The sequence below is a fragment of the Streptomyces sp. NPDC001339 genome, from assembly GCF_042895955.1.
Lineage (GTDB): Bacteria > Actinomycetota > Actinomycetes > Streptomycetales > Streptomycetaceae > Streptomyces.
The window spans coordinates 86526-99626 of sequence record NZ_JBIAWT010000004.1 but is presented as its reverse complement, the minus strand read 5'-3'; the positions used below and the strand labels follow the sequence as shown (position 1 = coordinate 99626).

Genomic DNA, 13101 nt, shown 5'->3' with positions numbered 1-13101 from the left:
CCGCCCACCGTCATCGCGACGAGGGGCGGGCCCCTGCGCATACCGCCTCGGACGAGCTAGCTGGGCGCCCGGAGCGGAACCACGGGGAACGCCCGTCAACCCGAAGGGCCGTCGTCCGCCCTGCGGTACGACAGTGCGCTCCCGCCGTCGGTGGTGCGGCGCAGCGTGCCGCCGATCAGCTCCAGGATGCTGGACTCGCCGGAGCGGCAGGTGTCGGGCGGGCCCGAGAGGACGGTGGACGGGCCGAGCCGTACCGGTGGGCCGGCGCTCTTCAGCGACGCCGCGAATTCGCAGCGGTAGGTGGAGCCGGTGGCCGTCATCGTGAGGACGGTGTCCCCGCTCTTCCCCTGGGTGAGGGTGAGACGCCGTACATCGGTGCCGTCGTCGCCGACGGTCGTCTCCCAGGTGCCCAGGTAGCCCGCCGGGATCCCGCCGTCCGCCGCGGGTTGGGCCGACGCCTGACCACCCGCGCCGCCGTCCTCCGCCGTCCGCACGCCGCTGCCGCTGTCGGTCAGCAGGGTGTACGCGGTGACCGCACCGGCCCCGGCGAGCGCGAGGGCGACGACGGTGAGCAGCGTGGTACCGGCACGTCGGCGGCGGGACCGCGGGGCGCGAGGGGCGCCGGCAGCGGCCGCCTGGGCAGCGGACGGCCGGTGGGTGGGGGCCGGGGTGGGGCTGGTGGGGGAGACGGCGGTGGGCGGTGCGTGCAGCGCGTGCAGACCGGGCTTCCCGGCGGGTTGCCCAGGGGGAAGCCCGGCGGGTTGCTCCGCCTCCAGCAGCTCCACGGCGTGCCGCCCCAGCCTGGCGATCAACGCACCCGGCAGCCACGGCTCGCCGTCCGCTCCTGCCGCCTCGGCTCCTGCTGTCCCGGCTCCTGCTGTCCCGGTCCCTGCTGTCCCGGTCCCTGCTGTCCCGGTCCCTGCCGTCCCGGCCCCCGCCGCCCCGTCCCCTGCCCACCGGCCGTCCCCGCCCTCCGCCAGGGCCACCAGCTCATCCGGCGTGGGCCGCTGCCGGGGATCCTTGGCCAGACACCGGGAGACCAGGTCGTACAGCCCCTCGGGCAGCGCCGAGAGGTCGGGCTCCTCCTGGGCGACGCGGTACATCAGCGCATGCGCCGCGCTGTCCGCCGTCCCGAACGGCTGCCGCCCGGTCGCCGCGTACGTCAGCACCGAGCCCAGGGAGAAGACGTCGCAGGCCGGGGTGAGCGGTTCACCGCGCACCTGCTCGGGCGCCATGAAGCCGGGCGAGCCCACCGCCGCGCTGGTGTCGGTCACGCCGGCGCCGGTCACCCCCTCCAGAGCCCGCGCGATCCCGAAGTCGATGACCCGGGGTCCGTCGATGGTGATCAGCACGTTGGACGGCTTGAGATCGCGGTGGATGATCCCGGCGGCGTGGATCGACCGCAGCGCACGCGCCAGCCCGGCCGCCAGGATCCGCACCGTGCGCTCGGGCAACGGAGTGCCGCCACTGCTGCCTATATTGCCGCCGACGACCTGCTGGAGCGACGGGCCGGCGATATAGCCCGTGGCGAGCCAAGGGGTCTCGGCCTCGGTGTCCGCGTCCAGGACGGGCGCGGTCCACTCCCCGCCGACCTGCTGCGCGGCCCGCACCTCCCGCCGGAAGCGCGCCCGGAACTCCTCCTCATCGGCCAGCTCCGGCCGCACCAGCTTGACCGCGACCGTCCGCCCCCGGTCGGAACGGGCCAGGAACACCCTCCCCATCCCGCCTTCACCGAGCCGCCCGAGCAGCCGGTACCCGCCGATCCACTGCGGGTCCCACGGCCCCAGCGGCTTCAGCCCCACCGGCCGCCTCGCCTCTCCGCCCCGTCCTACCTGTCCCGCCTGTTCCACAATCCGTCGCCCTTTGCCCCGATTTCCCCGCTATTCCCGGTATCCCCATGCTCCGCGCCGAGGATACCGAGGGGCGGTCGGTCACGCGTACGGGTGGCCTGATGCGGATTGTCGTACGGGTCCGCCCGCCCCGGGCAACACTGGCTCCTGCCTGGAAGGGGGCAACATGACGGATATGGCCGAGTCCACGTCTCACATGTTGGTGGAGGACTTCGAGGAGATCGCCGCAGCCGCACCCGAGACCGTCACGTTGGAGTTCATCGACGGACGGATCGAGGAAAAGTGTCCGGGGGACGGAGATCACTCGACGATCATCATGTGGCTGACCAAGCAGTACATGCAGGCCCGCCCGGAGTTGCACCTCTGCACGACCAGAGGCCTGAAGGTCGGGGTGGACGGTGAAGGCCGAGCCCGGCCGGACGGTGTTCTGGCACCGTCGGGGCACTTCGCCGGGCACGGTGAGTGGTCCGACCCCGAGGGGGTCCTGATGACCGTCGAGGTCACGCCGCATGACTGCGGACGCGACCGGCACCCGAAGCGCGCCGCCTACGCGGCTGCGGGCATTCCCGTCTACCTCCTCGTCGACCGCGACATCGGCGCGGTCGTCATCCATCGCAACCCCGCCCCCGGTGGCTGCTACCGCGACACCCACCTGGCCCCCTTCGGCGAGGTGGTCACCCTCCCCGACCCGGCAGGCATCACTCTCGACACCGAGGACTTGAAGGACTACATCCGCTGACGACCTACCGCAGCGGACACTCCAGTTCCGGCACGGCCCGATTCGGGGAGCAGCACACCAGGGCCAGCGACAGGTACGAGGGCCGTTCGAGATAGAAGCCGTGAGACACGTCCCCACCCCAATCGAGCCGTTCGGCGGAGGAGTTGACCAGTATCGCGAGGTACGTACTGTCGCGGTCCGCTTCGGAGGCGAACCGAGGTGCGTGCTCGGCAAGTTGTTCCCCGAGCCACTCCGCCGCCCTCTTCGGCTCCTCCCAGGTGCCGCGTACCAGCTTCCTGGGCTTGATCAGCCAGTACGCCGTTTCCAGCGGCGGAAGATCCACGACCGGGAACTCCGCCTTCACTTCCTTGTACCGCTGGATCAGCTCCGGCCTGCCGTCGGCCGGGGGCGGATCGGGGTGTACGGGCCGCCTGAGCGCCTCGTCATCGAACCGTTGCTTCGGTCCCGTCCACAGATAGCCATGGTGGTGCAATCGTCTTTCCCCTTCGGGGGAGTACGGAGGAGAGGAATGCCGTCCGGCTGGTCTCTGCCTTGTGGAGGGGACGGAGACCAGTCGGAGGCTTAGGGCCGCTAGCCGGCATGTCGAAGTGGGCCTGGGAGTGCCTGAGATGCGGTCTCAGGCGGAAGAGGGGAGCTTGGACGCCACCGTCACGCCCGGCCCAGCGTGCTTGTGAAACATTTCGTGCATGATCGAGCGCGAAACACCGATCGCTTCCGTCAAACGCTCGCTCAGTAGCTCTGCTTCCGAGGGCAACAGGGCCATTTCCGTATCGGCAACATGCTTGCCATTCCGCGTAATCCACATGGGAACGCGAACGTTGCCGTCCTCGTCCATGTACGTCTTGCGGGTCGGGATCGGGTCGAGGCGCCAACCCTTCGGCGTGGACTGGCCATTTGGGCTGCTCTGATCATACGGCATAGAGGGATTCTCGGCCTGTCAGCATGGAGGTGCCAGCAATATTCGCGTTGTAGGGTAGACGATCAAGAACGGTAGGCGACGGCCCATTCTTCGAGCGTAACCCTGGCCTCTTCATCAGTCTGCGCATGGCGCTCGTACAGGTCGAACACTTCAAGGTGCTCGCTGATATCCCGGGCGTCCTGGTACACGATGAGCCCTGTGAAAGTCTCGACGGTTGCCAGTCGTTTGTCGTAAACCGTGAATGTGTTCATCGGCCCTCGCCCGGCAGACGCTCCCAGTGGGATGACACCGATGCGCACGTTGGGGAGCTGAGATATCGAGATGAGATGGTCGATCTGTACGGCCATCGCCGCACGTGGGACCACAGCCCATCTCACGGCCTGCTCGGTGAGCAGGAATGTGAACCGTTTCGCGTTGTCGTACAGGACCGCTTGCCGCTCCAGTTTCCTGGCCACCGTCTTGGAGATGTCCACCGGCGAGTGGTCAAGGCTGGCCCTGATGTACTCAGGAGTGGCCAGGAGTCCCGTCACCATCGCTGGCAGAAAATAGCGGAGTATCGTGGCCCCCGCTTCGAGGCTGGCCAATTCCGCTTGCCGCTTTTCCAGGCCCCTGCGACACGATGCCCGACTACTCTGCCACTCTGTATTGGCAAGTCGTGCGAGGGCGGCTACTTCCGCTATGAGTTCCGGGGGTGCGTCAAGGGCTCCAAGAATCAACTCAACATCGACAAGGCCTGGTGTGATTCGGCCAGTCTCAATGTTGCTGAGCTTTGTTTGGGACATGTTGCAACGCTGAGCGAGCCAGACCTGTGTACGGCCGGCTCGCTTGCGCATGGTGCGGAGCATTTCCGCCAGGTCAGCTTTTGACTGGCCCAGGCGGCCAGGGTTAAACGTCAAGGACAATCACGTACTTCTCGAAATGGACGGTGCGCCCCAAGGCGATTCGCTTCCACCCCCGATAGAGAGCAGAGCCACCCTCGTAGGCTTCGCAATTCAGGAGCGCGGCCGACCTCCCTCAGGGCATGTGTGAGCCTGTTGGCTGTTTGCCATGACGGTACGGAGTCCGGCATGGGCCGTCCATGCGGGCACGTCAATATTCGCGTTGTCGGGTAGATGATCACGAGGGGGCCCCAGGAGCCGCTGACGTCATGCAGTGCGACAGCCCCGGACGGGTGTTCCGTCCGGGGCTGTACGTGTGTGCGGGGTCGCTGCTCAAGCGGTCGGGAAGTCGCCGGCCTTTACGTCAGCGATGAACGAGGCCCAGGCTCCCGCCTGGAAGACCAGGGCGGGGCCGTGGGGGGCCTTGGAATCACGGACGGGGACTATGCCGGGGAGGTCGTCGGCGACCTCGACGCAGCTGCCGCCCTCTCCGTCGCTGTAGCTGCTCTTGCGCCACATCACAGTGCTCAGGTCGTACTCAGCCTTCATGCGCGTACTCCTCCGCCACCGACTCGATCAGGGCCAAGGATGCTTCCGGCGAGAGCGCGGTGGCCCTGACGAGATCGTAACGAAGCTCGCATTGGGTGACCCGCGCCGGATCGTCAAGCAGATTGCCCGTCTTAGGGGCCTCGATGTAGGCCACGGGCGGGCCCTCCTCGAAGGTCATGAGATTCAGCATGCCGGTCAGCGCGGGCACCGCGTCCAGGGGAAGCACCTGGATGACGATGCGGCGGCGCCGCACCAAGTCGACGATGTGCTGGAGCTGTTCCCGCATGACTGCGGCGCCACCGACCTTGCGCCGTATCACGCTCTCGTCCAGAACCGCCCACAGCAAGGGGTCTGTTGGATGGTCGAGGATGCGTGCCCGTTCGCAGCGCGCAGTCACCAGACGCTCGACCTCTTCCTCCGGTGCGAGGGGCTGGGCGGCCAGAACGACCGCGCGGGCGTAGGCGGGCGTCTGGAGCAGGCCGGGCACGAACATCGGCGCGTACTCCCTGATGGTGACGGCCAGGCCTTCTAGGTGTGCTGCCTCCGTGAAGTAGTCAGCATGCGGCGAGTTATTGATCAGTTCCTCGCACATTCGGGCAAACAAGCCGTCGGTTGTGAGCTCAGCGTCCAGCCGCTCGGCCATATCGAGCTGCGGCTTGCGAATGGCCGCCTCCAGCTGGCCGATGTAGCTGCCGGAGCAGATGACCCGTTCGCCCAGCTGCTGTTGGGTGAGCTTTGCCGCTTCGCGGCGTCGCTTCAGCTCGGAGCCGAAGAATCCCCATCCGGTCTTGTCCTGGCCGAAGCCTCGCTTCCCGCTGCCTTTGGCCATTGATGAACTCCCCCTCGTTACAAGGATGTTTGTTGGACACTCTCCCCTGTTCAGGCGCCTGAGCGCAGCGTAATGCTGGAAGTGCGCAAGGTGATTGCGTATCCGAACGCCAAAGACCCCCGCAGCCGATGTGGACGGCCCGGGGGCATGGCCAACGCTGACAAGGAGCGCCGACATGGCAGAGCTTATGGCTCGCTGCCTTGCTTGGGTGAGGTTTCTGTGCAATTCCCGTCCCCGTCCGGGAGGGCGGCACCGTGCCGGGGGTGGGGGGCATCGGGCAGCGGTCCGGCGGGCGCCGCGCCGGGTTGTGTTCGTACGGCCGTGGGACCCGCCGTACTACCCGGGGGTGCAGCGTCGCCGAGGGGACGAGACGCCGATCGACGGGGATGCCTCGCCCCTGGTGCGCCCGTACCTCGTCGCGTATGAGCAACTTCAGCGGCGCAACGAGCTGTTGCTGGCCACGTTCGGGGTTGACGCCCCGGGCCCGTACGTGATCCACGGCGTGGAGGTGGCGTGATGACCTCCGAGGGAGCTCGTATGCCGAAGCCGTTGCGTATGTGCGTGCGCTGTCAGCGGATCACTGACGACCTCGTCATCGTCAGTGAGGTGCACACCAACAGCGGGCCGGGCTGGAACGTGTACGCCTGCTGGAGGTGCGCGCCTCTGGTCCCGTCGGGGCCGGATCCGATGGAGATCATCGAGGCTGCGGAGCGCCGCCGCCGGGCCCGTACGGACCGTTGATTCCCATGCCCGATCTCACGCCCGACGCGTTGCGGGTTGCCGTCGCCAGGATCGCCCCCAGTGTCGGCACTGGGACGTGTCCGGTGGGTCTGCCATGTCGAGATCTTCGCCTTCCGGCGAAGCTGCATGTGCTGTCCGTGCGCCAATGCCGCACAGTGCGCCGGTCATAGCGAAGGCGATGCTCGCGACGTCAATTCCCCGGTGCACGCTGAAATAGTTTGGTCTGTGCGGGAAGGACGCTACCAGCGAGGACTGTATATGCGCCATGGCGAACTTCGCTTGGATAGGGATTCCTGACGAGGTCAGTTCCGTGAAATCGGATGAATATCACGTACTTTCACAGACCGGGCGTCCTGGTCGTGGGCGGACGTCAGGGCCCAGGTGGTGTCATGTGGCGCCATATCGTCGAAGTGATGACAGGCTCGAAGGGGTAGAGCGGACGCGGGAGTAATGGGCATGGGAGTAACGGACGCGGGAGTAACGGATGCTGGAGTGAGGCATTGCCGTGGGGCGTCGCGACTGGCATTGGGCCTGCGGTCAACGCTGGATAGTTCTTGGTCTTAGGTCATTCACTCTGGGCCCTTGACACGAATGCGCTTGATCGTGCCATCCTGTCCGCCCTGGGTGGAGCACAGCTGCACAGCTGCACAGCGCACCCGAGAGTCAAGGGGGAAATGTGAACAGAGCGGGAAGGCTTCTAGCCGCAGCGGCGATGGCTGCAAGTGCAACTCTCGTTTTCGGTGGGAGCGCTGCATATGCAGGCACAGACGGTCCGCAGGTCGAATCTCCGGACAAAGGGGCTTCCGTCTGGTTCGAGCAGCGCGGTGACAAGCTCCACATCTTCGATCAACTGGAGGATGGTCGCGCCGCCGTGGGCCTCTGGAAAGCCCAGCACCCGAAGGACCCAAACATGAGGGTCTTGTGTGATCCTGTGTGGAATACCAAGGGGCAGGGCTACCAAGTCGACGCCAAGTGCCACTACGACGGGAAGTATCGTGAATTCCCAGAGGGATGGCGCGTTGAATATTATTCCTGCACTGGCAACGCCGCCGACAGGACTATAGGTACCTGCACCATGAGCAACGCCAAGAGCTAAATCACATAATGGCGGGAAGTGCCGCGCGACTACTCAGATCGTGCTGTCGCGCGGCATTTTCGTGTCTGAGCTGGGCGTGAGTCACACAGAGCAGGTTGACGTGGGAAGAGTGGGGTTGAAGTAATGAGGCTTGCTGCAGTTTGGCGTAGGACTCGATTCGCTGCGGTGACAGTAGTGGCTTCTGTCGCTGCGTTGACTTTCGGTAGTTCTCCGGCCTTTGCCGGATCCAGTGTTCTTGTGGAATCGGGTGGAGCCACGCTCCCTTACGCTCAGGGATACTTCAAGCATGAAAATGAAACCGTAAAGGTCTGCGACCGTCGGGGCGAAGGCAAGCGGGCAATTGCGCGCCTTATTTGGAATGACGCAACCGGGTCGCACTACACGTACACGGAAGCAGCGGGTGGGCTTGACACCTGCAAGAAGGATGCCTTCTCGATTCCTGAGGGGACAAGCGTAACGCTCGAGGTCTGCATCAAGCGCGGTCCGGACGGGCCTCAGGAGTCCTGCTCCAGGGGGTACGGGGAAGCCTGATATCCGGCTCGCCGGCTGGGCGGTGTGGTCGAGTTCAGTAGCGGGAACCCGCTGACCACACCGCCACGATTGCCACCAGCATGACGAGACCGGAGCCGAACACCCATGCCAGGGACGGGCCGTGGGCTTTTACCTTGATGTCCGGGTGGGCTTCCTGCTTCGCGATGTCGGCGCCGATCCACTTCTTCACCGGGGCGATCATGACGACGAACATGAGCAGTACCGCGCTGTAGAGGTAGAGGATTTCGGCGAGCAGGTAGCTTTTGGCGGCCGCGTAGGCGAGTGCGGTGATGGCGACCGGGAGCGGGACGAAGGAGACCGACCGCTTCGCCTTGGGCGTGGGCATGGACCAGCGCATCAGGGCGATGTGTGCGGGAGTGACCGCGGCGGCTGTCGCAGCCCAGGCGGCGGTGGGCAGGGAGAGAAACATGGGCCGGTGACCTTTCCGGGCCGGAGGGCGCAGGGGCAAAGGGCACAGTGTGCAGATGCGGTCCTCCGGCCCGGAAGGTATCACCTGGCTGCCGTGAGGTAGTGAGGTAGTCACGGCCACCGTGAGGGAATTACCGGACTACCACGGGGTGATGGCGTCCCAGGCGTCCTTCGCCGTGTCCAGGGCGCCGCCCCAGTCGGTGGTGAAGACGCCGATGACGGGGGAGACGATTTCCTGTTCGAAGCGGGCGGCGAGGACGGACGCGGAGCGGGCTCCTTCGGCGCCCCACTTGATCAGGCCGGATATGCCGCTCATTTTCGTGAAGGGAATGCCGCCGGTGAGGACTCCGATGACGACGCCTCCGGCGGAGGACAGGAATTCCTGGGAGAAGAAGCCCCCGTCGGCGGTGAATCCGGTGATGGTGGCGGACAGGGCGCCGGTGATGAGGGAGACGGTTCCGGCGACGCCGGCGATCGCCTCGCCCAGGGGCGGCGGGACGAACAGGGCACCGGCGGCGACCATGCCGGAGACGGTGCTGATGCCGGAGAGGACGTTGGAGATCTTCTTCCAGTTGTCCTTGTCGGTGACGGCGTCCCACAGGTCGTCGAGGAAGTCGTTGTCGTCGTTGTCGGACGGGTCGACTCCCTTCTCCTTGGCCTTCTTTGCCGCCTCGGCCGCCTTGCGGGCCGCCTCCGCGGCCTCCGCCTTCCGCTTGGTGATGACGATCTTGCGCGCCTCGGTGGCGGCGGCCGCCGCGGCCTTGGCGTCCTTGCCCGCCTGGAGGGCGGAGGCCTGGGCGCTGTTGGCCGATTCCTGGGCGGTGGCCGCGGAGTTGACGGCCTCGCGGGCGGAGGCGGTGGCCTGGTTGGCGGAGTAGTTCGCGCGGCGGGCCGCGCCGCGGGCGGTCGCCGCCGCGGCCTGGGCCTTCTTCGCCGAGGCGGCGGCGTCGGCGGCGGACTTCTCGGCCGCGTCGGCGTTCTCGCGGGCCTCGGTGGCGTGCTTGGCCGCGCGCTCGGAGGAGTCCTTGGCCTTCTTCGCCCAGTCCTTGGCCTCCGCCGCCGCGTCGCGTGCGTCCGCGCCGGCCTTGGACGCCTTGTAGGCGTCGGCCTGCGCCTGGGCCGCGATCTTCGAGGCGTGGGCGAGGGAGGACCGGATGGCGGCGACGTGGGTGGCCGCGTCGTGGTCGATCTGGGCGGTGCGGTGCGCGATGTGGGCGACGAAGTCGCGCCGCATCCAGGTGGGGCCTTCCAGGGCCACCTGGGCGGCCGCCTTCACGTAGGCGCCGCCGGTGTTGAGGATGGCGAAGGTGGCGACCTGGTCGTCCTCGCGCATCGCCGGGGCGTACTTGGTGGCGAAGAAGTCCTGCAGGGCCTTCGCGCTGCCGTCCGCCAGCGCGGTCTCGGCCGCCGCCTTGACCGCCTTGCCCGGAGTGTTGCCGAGGATGCGGAAGATGGCGACGCGGTTGTCGGTTGCCGCGGCCTCGATCACCCCGGTGTTGAGGAAGTTGGTGACGGCCTTCGGGTCGTCACCGGTCAGGGCCTTGTGGGCGGCCTCCGCGACGTCGGGGGTGGAGATGGTGGAGAGGTAGAGGACGGTTTCGCGGTCGTCCTGCCCCTGGGCGATCCCGCGGTCGGTGTCGATCCAGGCGAGGATGTCCTCGTCGGTGCCGGCGAGGGCGAATTCGGCGGCCTCCCGCGTCCAGGTGCCCTGGGAGGACAGCAGGCTGAGGGCCGCCTTGCGTCCGGAGGCGGCCGCCGTGGCCGTATCACCGGCCTTGAGGGCCTTCTCCGCCGCGGCGATGGCGTCGCGGGTCTCGCTGTCCAGGGCGTCGGCCTGGGTGCGGTGCCTGCGGGCCGCCTCCAGGTCCTCCTTCTCGGCCTGGGCGAGCAGGCGGGCCTCGTCGATGCCCTGCGCGGTCTCCTCGGCGAGCTGCTTCGCCTCCGCTTCCCGCGCCTCCTGCTCCACCTTCCGGGCCTTTTCCACCGTCTTGGAGGCGGTGTCGGCGGCCTGCACGGCCTGCTCGGCGTACTTGGTGGACCTGTTGGCGTAGTCGACGGCCTGTCCGGCGTACTTGGCCGCCTCCTCGGCCGCCGCGGCCGACTTCTCGGCGTGGTCGGCGGCATCGTTGGCCGCGTCCCGTGCCTGCCGTGCGGCCTGGGCGGCGGAGGCGGCGAGGGACTGGGCGGCGTCCGCGGCGCGGGTGGCGCGGGCGGCCTCCGCGTTGGCGATGCTCGCCTCGCGGCGGGCCTTGGCCGCCTCGCTCTGCGCGGCACCGGCGGCGGTGGCGGCCTGTGCGGCGGCGTTGGCGGCGGAGGCGGCGTTGCGGGAGGCGGAGGCCGCGGCGGCACCGGCGGACGAGGCCTGGGAGGCGGCCTCGGCGGCGTGGTCGGCGGCCTTCGCGGCCGTACGGGCCTGGGACGCCGCGTTCCGCGCGCCTTCGGCGGCCAGGCGGGCGGCCTTGGCCTGGGAGGCGTCCTTGGACGCGGCGATGGCGGCGTTGTAGGCGCGGGTGGCGGCGTATCCGGCGGTCGCGGCGGCCTGGGCGGCGGCGGAGGCGGCCCAGGCGGCGCGGCGGGCGGCCGACTGGGCGGCGGCGGAGGCGCGGATGGCGGTGCGGGCGGCGTTCGCCGCTCCCTGCGCCGCTCCGGCGGCCTTGCGGGCCGCCTTACCGGACTTGGCGACGTCGTCCCGGGCGGCGTCGGCTTCCTTCGCCGCCTGCTGGGCCGCTTCCTTTGCCTTCTCCGCCGCCGTCTTCGCCTTCTCCGAGGCGTCGAGGGCCTGGTTGGTGCGGAGTTTGGCCCGCTTCCCCTGGCGTTCGACGATGGCGACGAGCTGGTCGATGGTCGCCGTCTCCTGGTCGCGGGCGCGCGCGATGTGCTGTCCGGTCTCCAGGAACCAGTGGACGGTGCCGGGGGTGCCTTCGTTCAGGGCGCGTTCGGCGTACTTCTTCACCTCCGGGGAGGCGGTGGCGAGGATTTTGAAGACCTCGGCGCGTTCGTCCTCGTTGCGGGCGGCGAACTGGCCGGTGGCGAGGAACGCGGTCAGGGCTTCGTTGGTGCCCTTGTCCAGCGCCGCCTGGGCCTCCCGCTGCACGCCCTTGTCGCCGTCGGCGAGGATGCTGAAGGTGAGGACGCGCAGGTCTTCGAGCTCGGCGGTCCGGTAGCCGCCGTCGAGGAAGGCGGCGACGGCCGCGTCCCCGGCGTTGAGCGCCTCGGTGACCTCGCGGCGGGTGCCCTTTCCGGCGCGGGAGAGGGACTTCATGACGGCGACGCGGTTGTCCTCGGCGATCGCCCCGGCGAGCTCGTCCTTGAGGAAGCGGTCGATGTCCTCGGGGGTGCCGGTCAGCGCGGCGGCGGCCGCCTTCTTGACGGCCTTTCCGCCCGCCTTCCACGCCGTGACGACCTTGGCGCGGGGGGTGTCGGGCAGGGTCTCCGGGTGGGGGAGGCCGGCATCGGGGAGGGTGTCGGCCAGGGCCCGGGTGCCAGTGACCAGGGGTATGGCGGTGGCAGCGGTGGTGGCGGCGATGGTGCCGAGGATGCGCCGCCGACTCCAGAACGTGGTCTCCAACGTGGTCCTTTGTTTGACGCCCGGCGGTGGCGCGCGGGTGGCGGCGGGCCGCCAGACGGTGTTCGCGTGGCGTGCTGCTGTGCATGCGCCATGCCCGGTGCATGCCATGGGCGTTGGGTGAGTCCTGGGCTCCTGGGCTCCTGATGGGCTCCTGAGCAGGGACACGACACATACGACCGGAGACCATATGCAAGTAAAGGGCGTTTTCGCTATGTGTTTACGCCGTTTAAACACCATGAGAAACGCCACAAGCCCCTTGCATGGTGGTGTGATTGAGAATATCCGTATTTTCCGGGTTGGTGAACTGCACGCGCATTGTTTGAATTCAGCATCTCCGCGCCTGCCTCCGCGCACGGCTCCAGCGCGACTCACGTCGGTAGCGCGACTCACGTCGGTTCCGGACGCGGCCAGGCCGGGGCATCAACCACCTTTCACGCAAGGAACATTGCATGAATCTCGCACGGCGGATCATCGCCACCGGTGCGGCCGCGGCGGCAGGCATGGCCGCGGTCGTCGCCCTCGCCTCGCAGGACGCCACGCCGCCCCCCGTCGCACCCACGTCCACGGTGGCCGTGGCGGACGGTCAGCCGGGCTACGCGGTCGAGGACTTCGCCTACCCGGGTGCGGACAAGATCAAGGAAAATGTCGGCATTGTCCTCAAGCGGGGCGACGGCCACCTCACCCTCGCCAAGTGCGACTCGGCGAACGGGCTGATGGAGGTCTACACGCGGAAGAACGGCAAGATCTGCTTCCGCGCCACCGGCACCTCCGGCCACCTCACCGCCGAAATACCCGCCGTCTACGGGATCAAGGGCACGGCCGAGCAGGCGGCCGATGTCACCCTGAAGGCACCGGACGCCAAGACGCAGCAGGTGGAGATCGGCAAGGGCGAGTACAAGCCGGTCGGCGAGTCCACCGACCCCGAGGGACGCGATCACGTCCTCGTCGAGATCCGCACCAGCAAGTAGACCG

General features: G+C 68.0%; 13 protein-coding genes. 5 read left to right on the top strand and 8 right to left on the bottom strand.

Annotated elements, in window-relative coordinates:
* Positions 1–95: 95 nt before the first annotated feature.
* Entirely contained in the window at positions 96–1796 is a 1701-nt protein-coding gene (locus tag ACFY12_RS12615; RefSeq protein WP_390716256.1) for a serine/threonine-protein kinase, read from the bottom strand.
* A 220-nt stretch (positions 1797–2016) separates the two neighbouring features.
* Between ACFY12_RS12615 and ACFY12_RS12610 the strand changes: the two genes are divergently transcribed.
* A complete protein-coding gene (locus tag ACFY12_RS12610; protein WP_390715782.1) occupies positions 2017–2589 on the top strand; it encodes a Uma2 family endonuclease in 573 nt (190 codons plus the stop codon).
* A 4-nt stretch (positions 2590–2593) separates the two neighbouring features.
* On the opposite strand, the gene ACFY12_RS12605 is transcribed toward ACFY12_RS12610, so the two are convergent.
* The 5 genes from ACFY12_RS12605 to ACFY12_RS12585 all read right to left on the bottom strand — a co-directional run bounded on the left by ACFY12_RS12605 (position 2594) and on the right by ACFY12_RS12585 (position 5764).
* Positions 2594–3061 carry a hypothetical protein gene (locus tag ACFY12_RS12605; protein ID WP_390715781.1) on the bottom strand — a complete coding sequence of 156 codons (468 nt, stop codon included), beginning with the start codon at positions 3059–3061 and terminating at the stop codon, positions 2594–2596.
* Between the two features lie 144 nt (positions 3062–3205).
* Positions 3206–3508, bottom strand: a complete 303-nt coding sequence (locus ACFY12_RS12600; protein WP_390715780.1) for a hypothetical protein — start codon at positions 3506–3508, stop codon at positions 3206–3208.
* 62 nt (positions 3509–3570) lie between these two features.
* Complete coding sequence (locus ACFY12_RS12595) at positions 3571–4404, bottom strand: helix-turn-helix domain-containing protein (RefSeq protein WP_390715779.1); 834 nt, start codon at positions 4402–4404, stop codon at positions 3571–3573.
* A gap of 315 nt (positions 4405–4719) precedes the next feature.
* The gene (locus ACFY12_RS12590; RefSeq protein ID WP_390715778.1) at positions 4720–4935 is read right to left on the bottom strand and encodes a DUF397 domain-containing protein; all 216 of its coding nucleotides are present in this window, start codon (positions 4933–4935) and stop codon (positions 4720–4722) included.
* Positions 4925–5764 carry a helix-turn-helix domain-containing protein gene (locus ACFY12_RS12585; protein WP_390715777.1) on the bottom strand — a complete coding sequence of 280 codons (840 nt, stop codon included), beginning with the start codon at positions 5762–5764 and terminating at the stop codon, positions 4925–4927. Before ACFY12_RS12585 ends, ACFY12_RS12590 begins: the two co-directional genes overlap by 11 nt.
* Before the next feature lie 346 nt (positions 5765–6110).
* On the opposite strand from ACFY12_RS12585, the gene ACFY12_RS12580 reads away from it, so the two are divergent.
* The 3 genes from ACFY12_RS12580 (at position 6111) to ACFY12_RS12570 (ending at position 7601) form a co-directional block, all read left to right on the top strand.
* Positions 6111–6281 carry a hypothetical protein gene (locus ACFY12_RS12580; protein WP_390715776.1) on the top strand — a complete coding sequence of 57 codons (171 nt, stop codon included), beginning with the start codon at positions 6111–6113 and terminating at the stop codon, positions 6279–6281.
* Positions 6282–6301: 20 nt separating this feature from the next.
* Positions 6302–6505 (top strand): hypothetical protein, encoded by a 204-nt coding sequence (locus ACFY12_RS12575; protein WP_390715775.1) that lies wholly within the window; start codon positions 6302–6304, stop codon positions 6503–6505.
* A 676-nt stretch (positions 6506–7181) separates the two neighbouring features.
* Positions 7182–7601 carry a hypothetical protein gene (locus tag ACFY12_RS12570; protein ID WP_390715774.1) on the top strand — a complete coding sequence of 140 codons (420 nt, stop codon included), beginning with the start codon at positions 7182–7184 and terminating at the stop codon, positions 7599–7601.
* 565 nt (positions 7602–8166) lie between these two features.
* On the opposite strand, the gene ACFY12_RS12565 is transcribed toward ACFY12_RS12570, so the two are convergent.
* Entirely contained in the window at positions 8167–8562 is a 396-nt protein-coding gene (locus tag ACFY12_RS12565; protein ID WP_390715773.1) for a hypothetical protein, read from the bottom strand.
* 138 nt (positions 8563–8700) lie between these two features.
* The gene (locus tag ACFY12_RS12560; protein WP_390715772.1) at positions 8701–12129 is read right to left on the bottom strand and encodes a hypothetical protein; all 3429 of its coding nucleotides are present in this window, start codon (positions 12127–12129) and stop codon (positions 8701–8703) included.
* A gap of 449 nt (positions 12130–12578) precedes the next feature.
* On the opposite strand from ACFY12_RS12560, the gene ACFY12_RS12555 reads away from it, so the two are divergent.
* On the top strand, positions 12579–13097 hold the full coding sequence (locus tag ACFY12_RS12555; protein ID WP_390715771.1) for a hypothetical protein: 519 nt from the start codon (positions 12579–12581) through the stop codon (positions 13095–13097).
* Positions 13098–13101 lie beyond the last annotated feature (4 nt).

Bases quoted from the DNA above. Each gene is read 5' to 3' on its own strand.
- ACFY12_RS12610 (WP_390715782.1), top strand. From the start codon at position 2,017: ATGACGGATATGGCCGAGTCCACGTCTCACATGTTGGTGGAGGACTTC.
- ACFY12_RS12600 (WP_390715780.1), bottom strand. From the start codon at position 3,508: ATGCCGTATGATCAGAGCAGCCCAAATGGCCAGTCCACGCCGAAGGGT.
- ACFY12_RS12590 (WP_390715778.1), bottom strand. From the start codon at position 4,935: ATGAAGGCTGAGTACGACCTGAGCACTGTGATGTGGCGCAAGAGCAGC.
- ACFY12_RS12585 (WP_390715777.1), bottom strand. From the start codon at position 5,764: ATGGCCAAAGGCAGCGGGAAGCGAGGCTTCGGCCAGGACAAGACCGGA.
- ACFY12_RS12575 (WP_390715775.1), top strand. From the start codon at position 6,302: ATGCCGAAGCCGTTGCGTATGTGCGTGCGCTGTCAGCGGATCACTGAC.
- ACFY12_RS12565 (WP_390715773.1), bottom strand. From the start codon at position 8,562: ATGTTTCTCTCCCTGCCCACCGCCGCCTGGGCTGCGACAGCCGCCGCG.
- ACFY12_RS12555 (WP_390715771.1), top strand. From the start codon at position 12,579: ATGAATCTCGCACGGCGGATCATCGCCACCGGTGCGGCCGCGGCGGCA.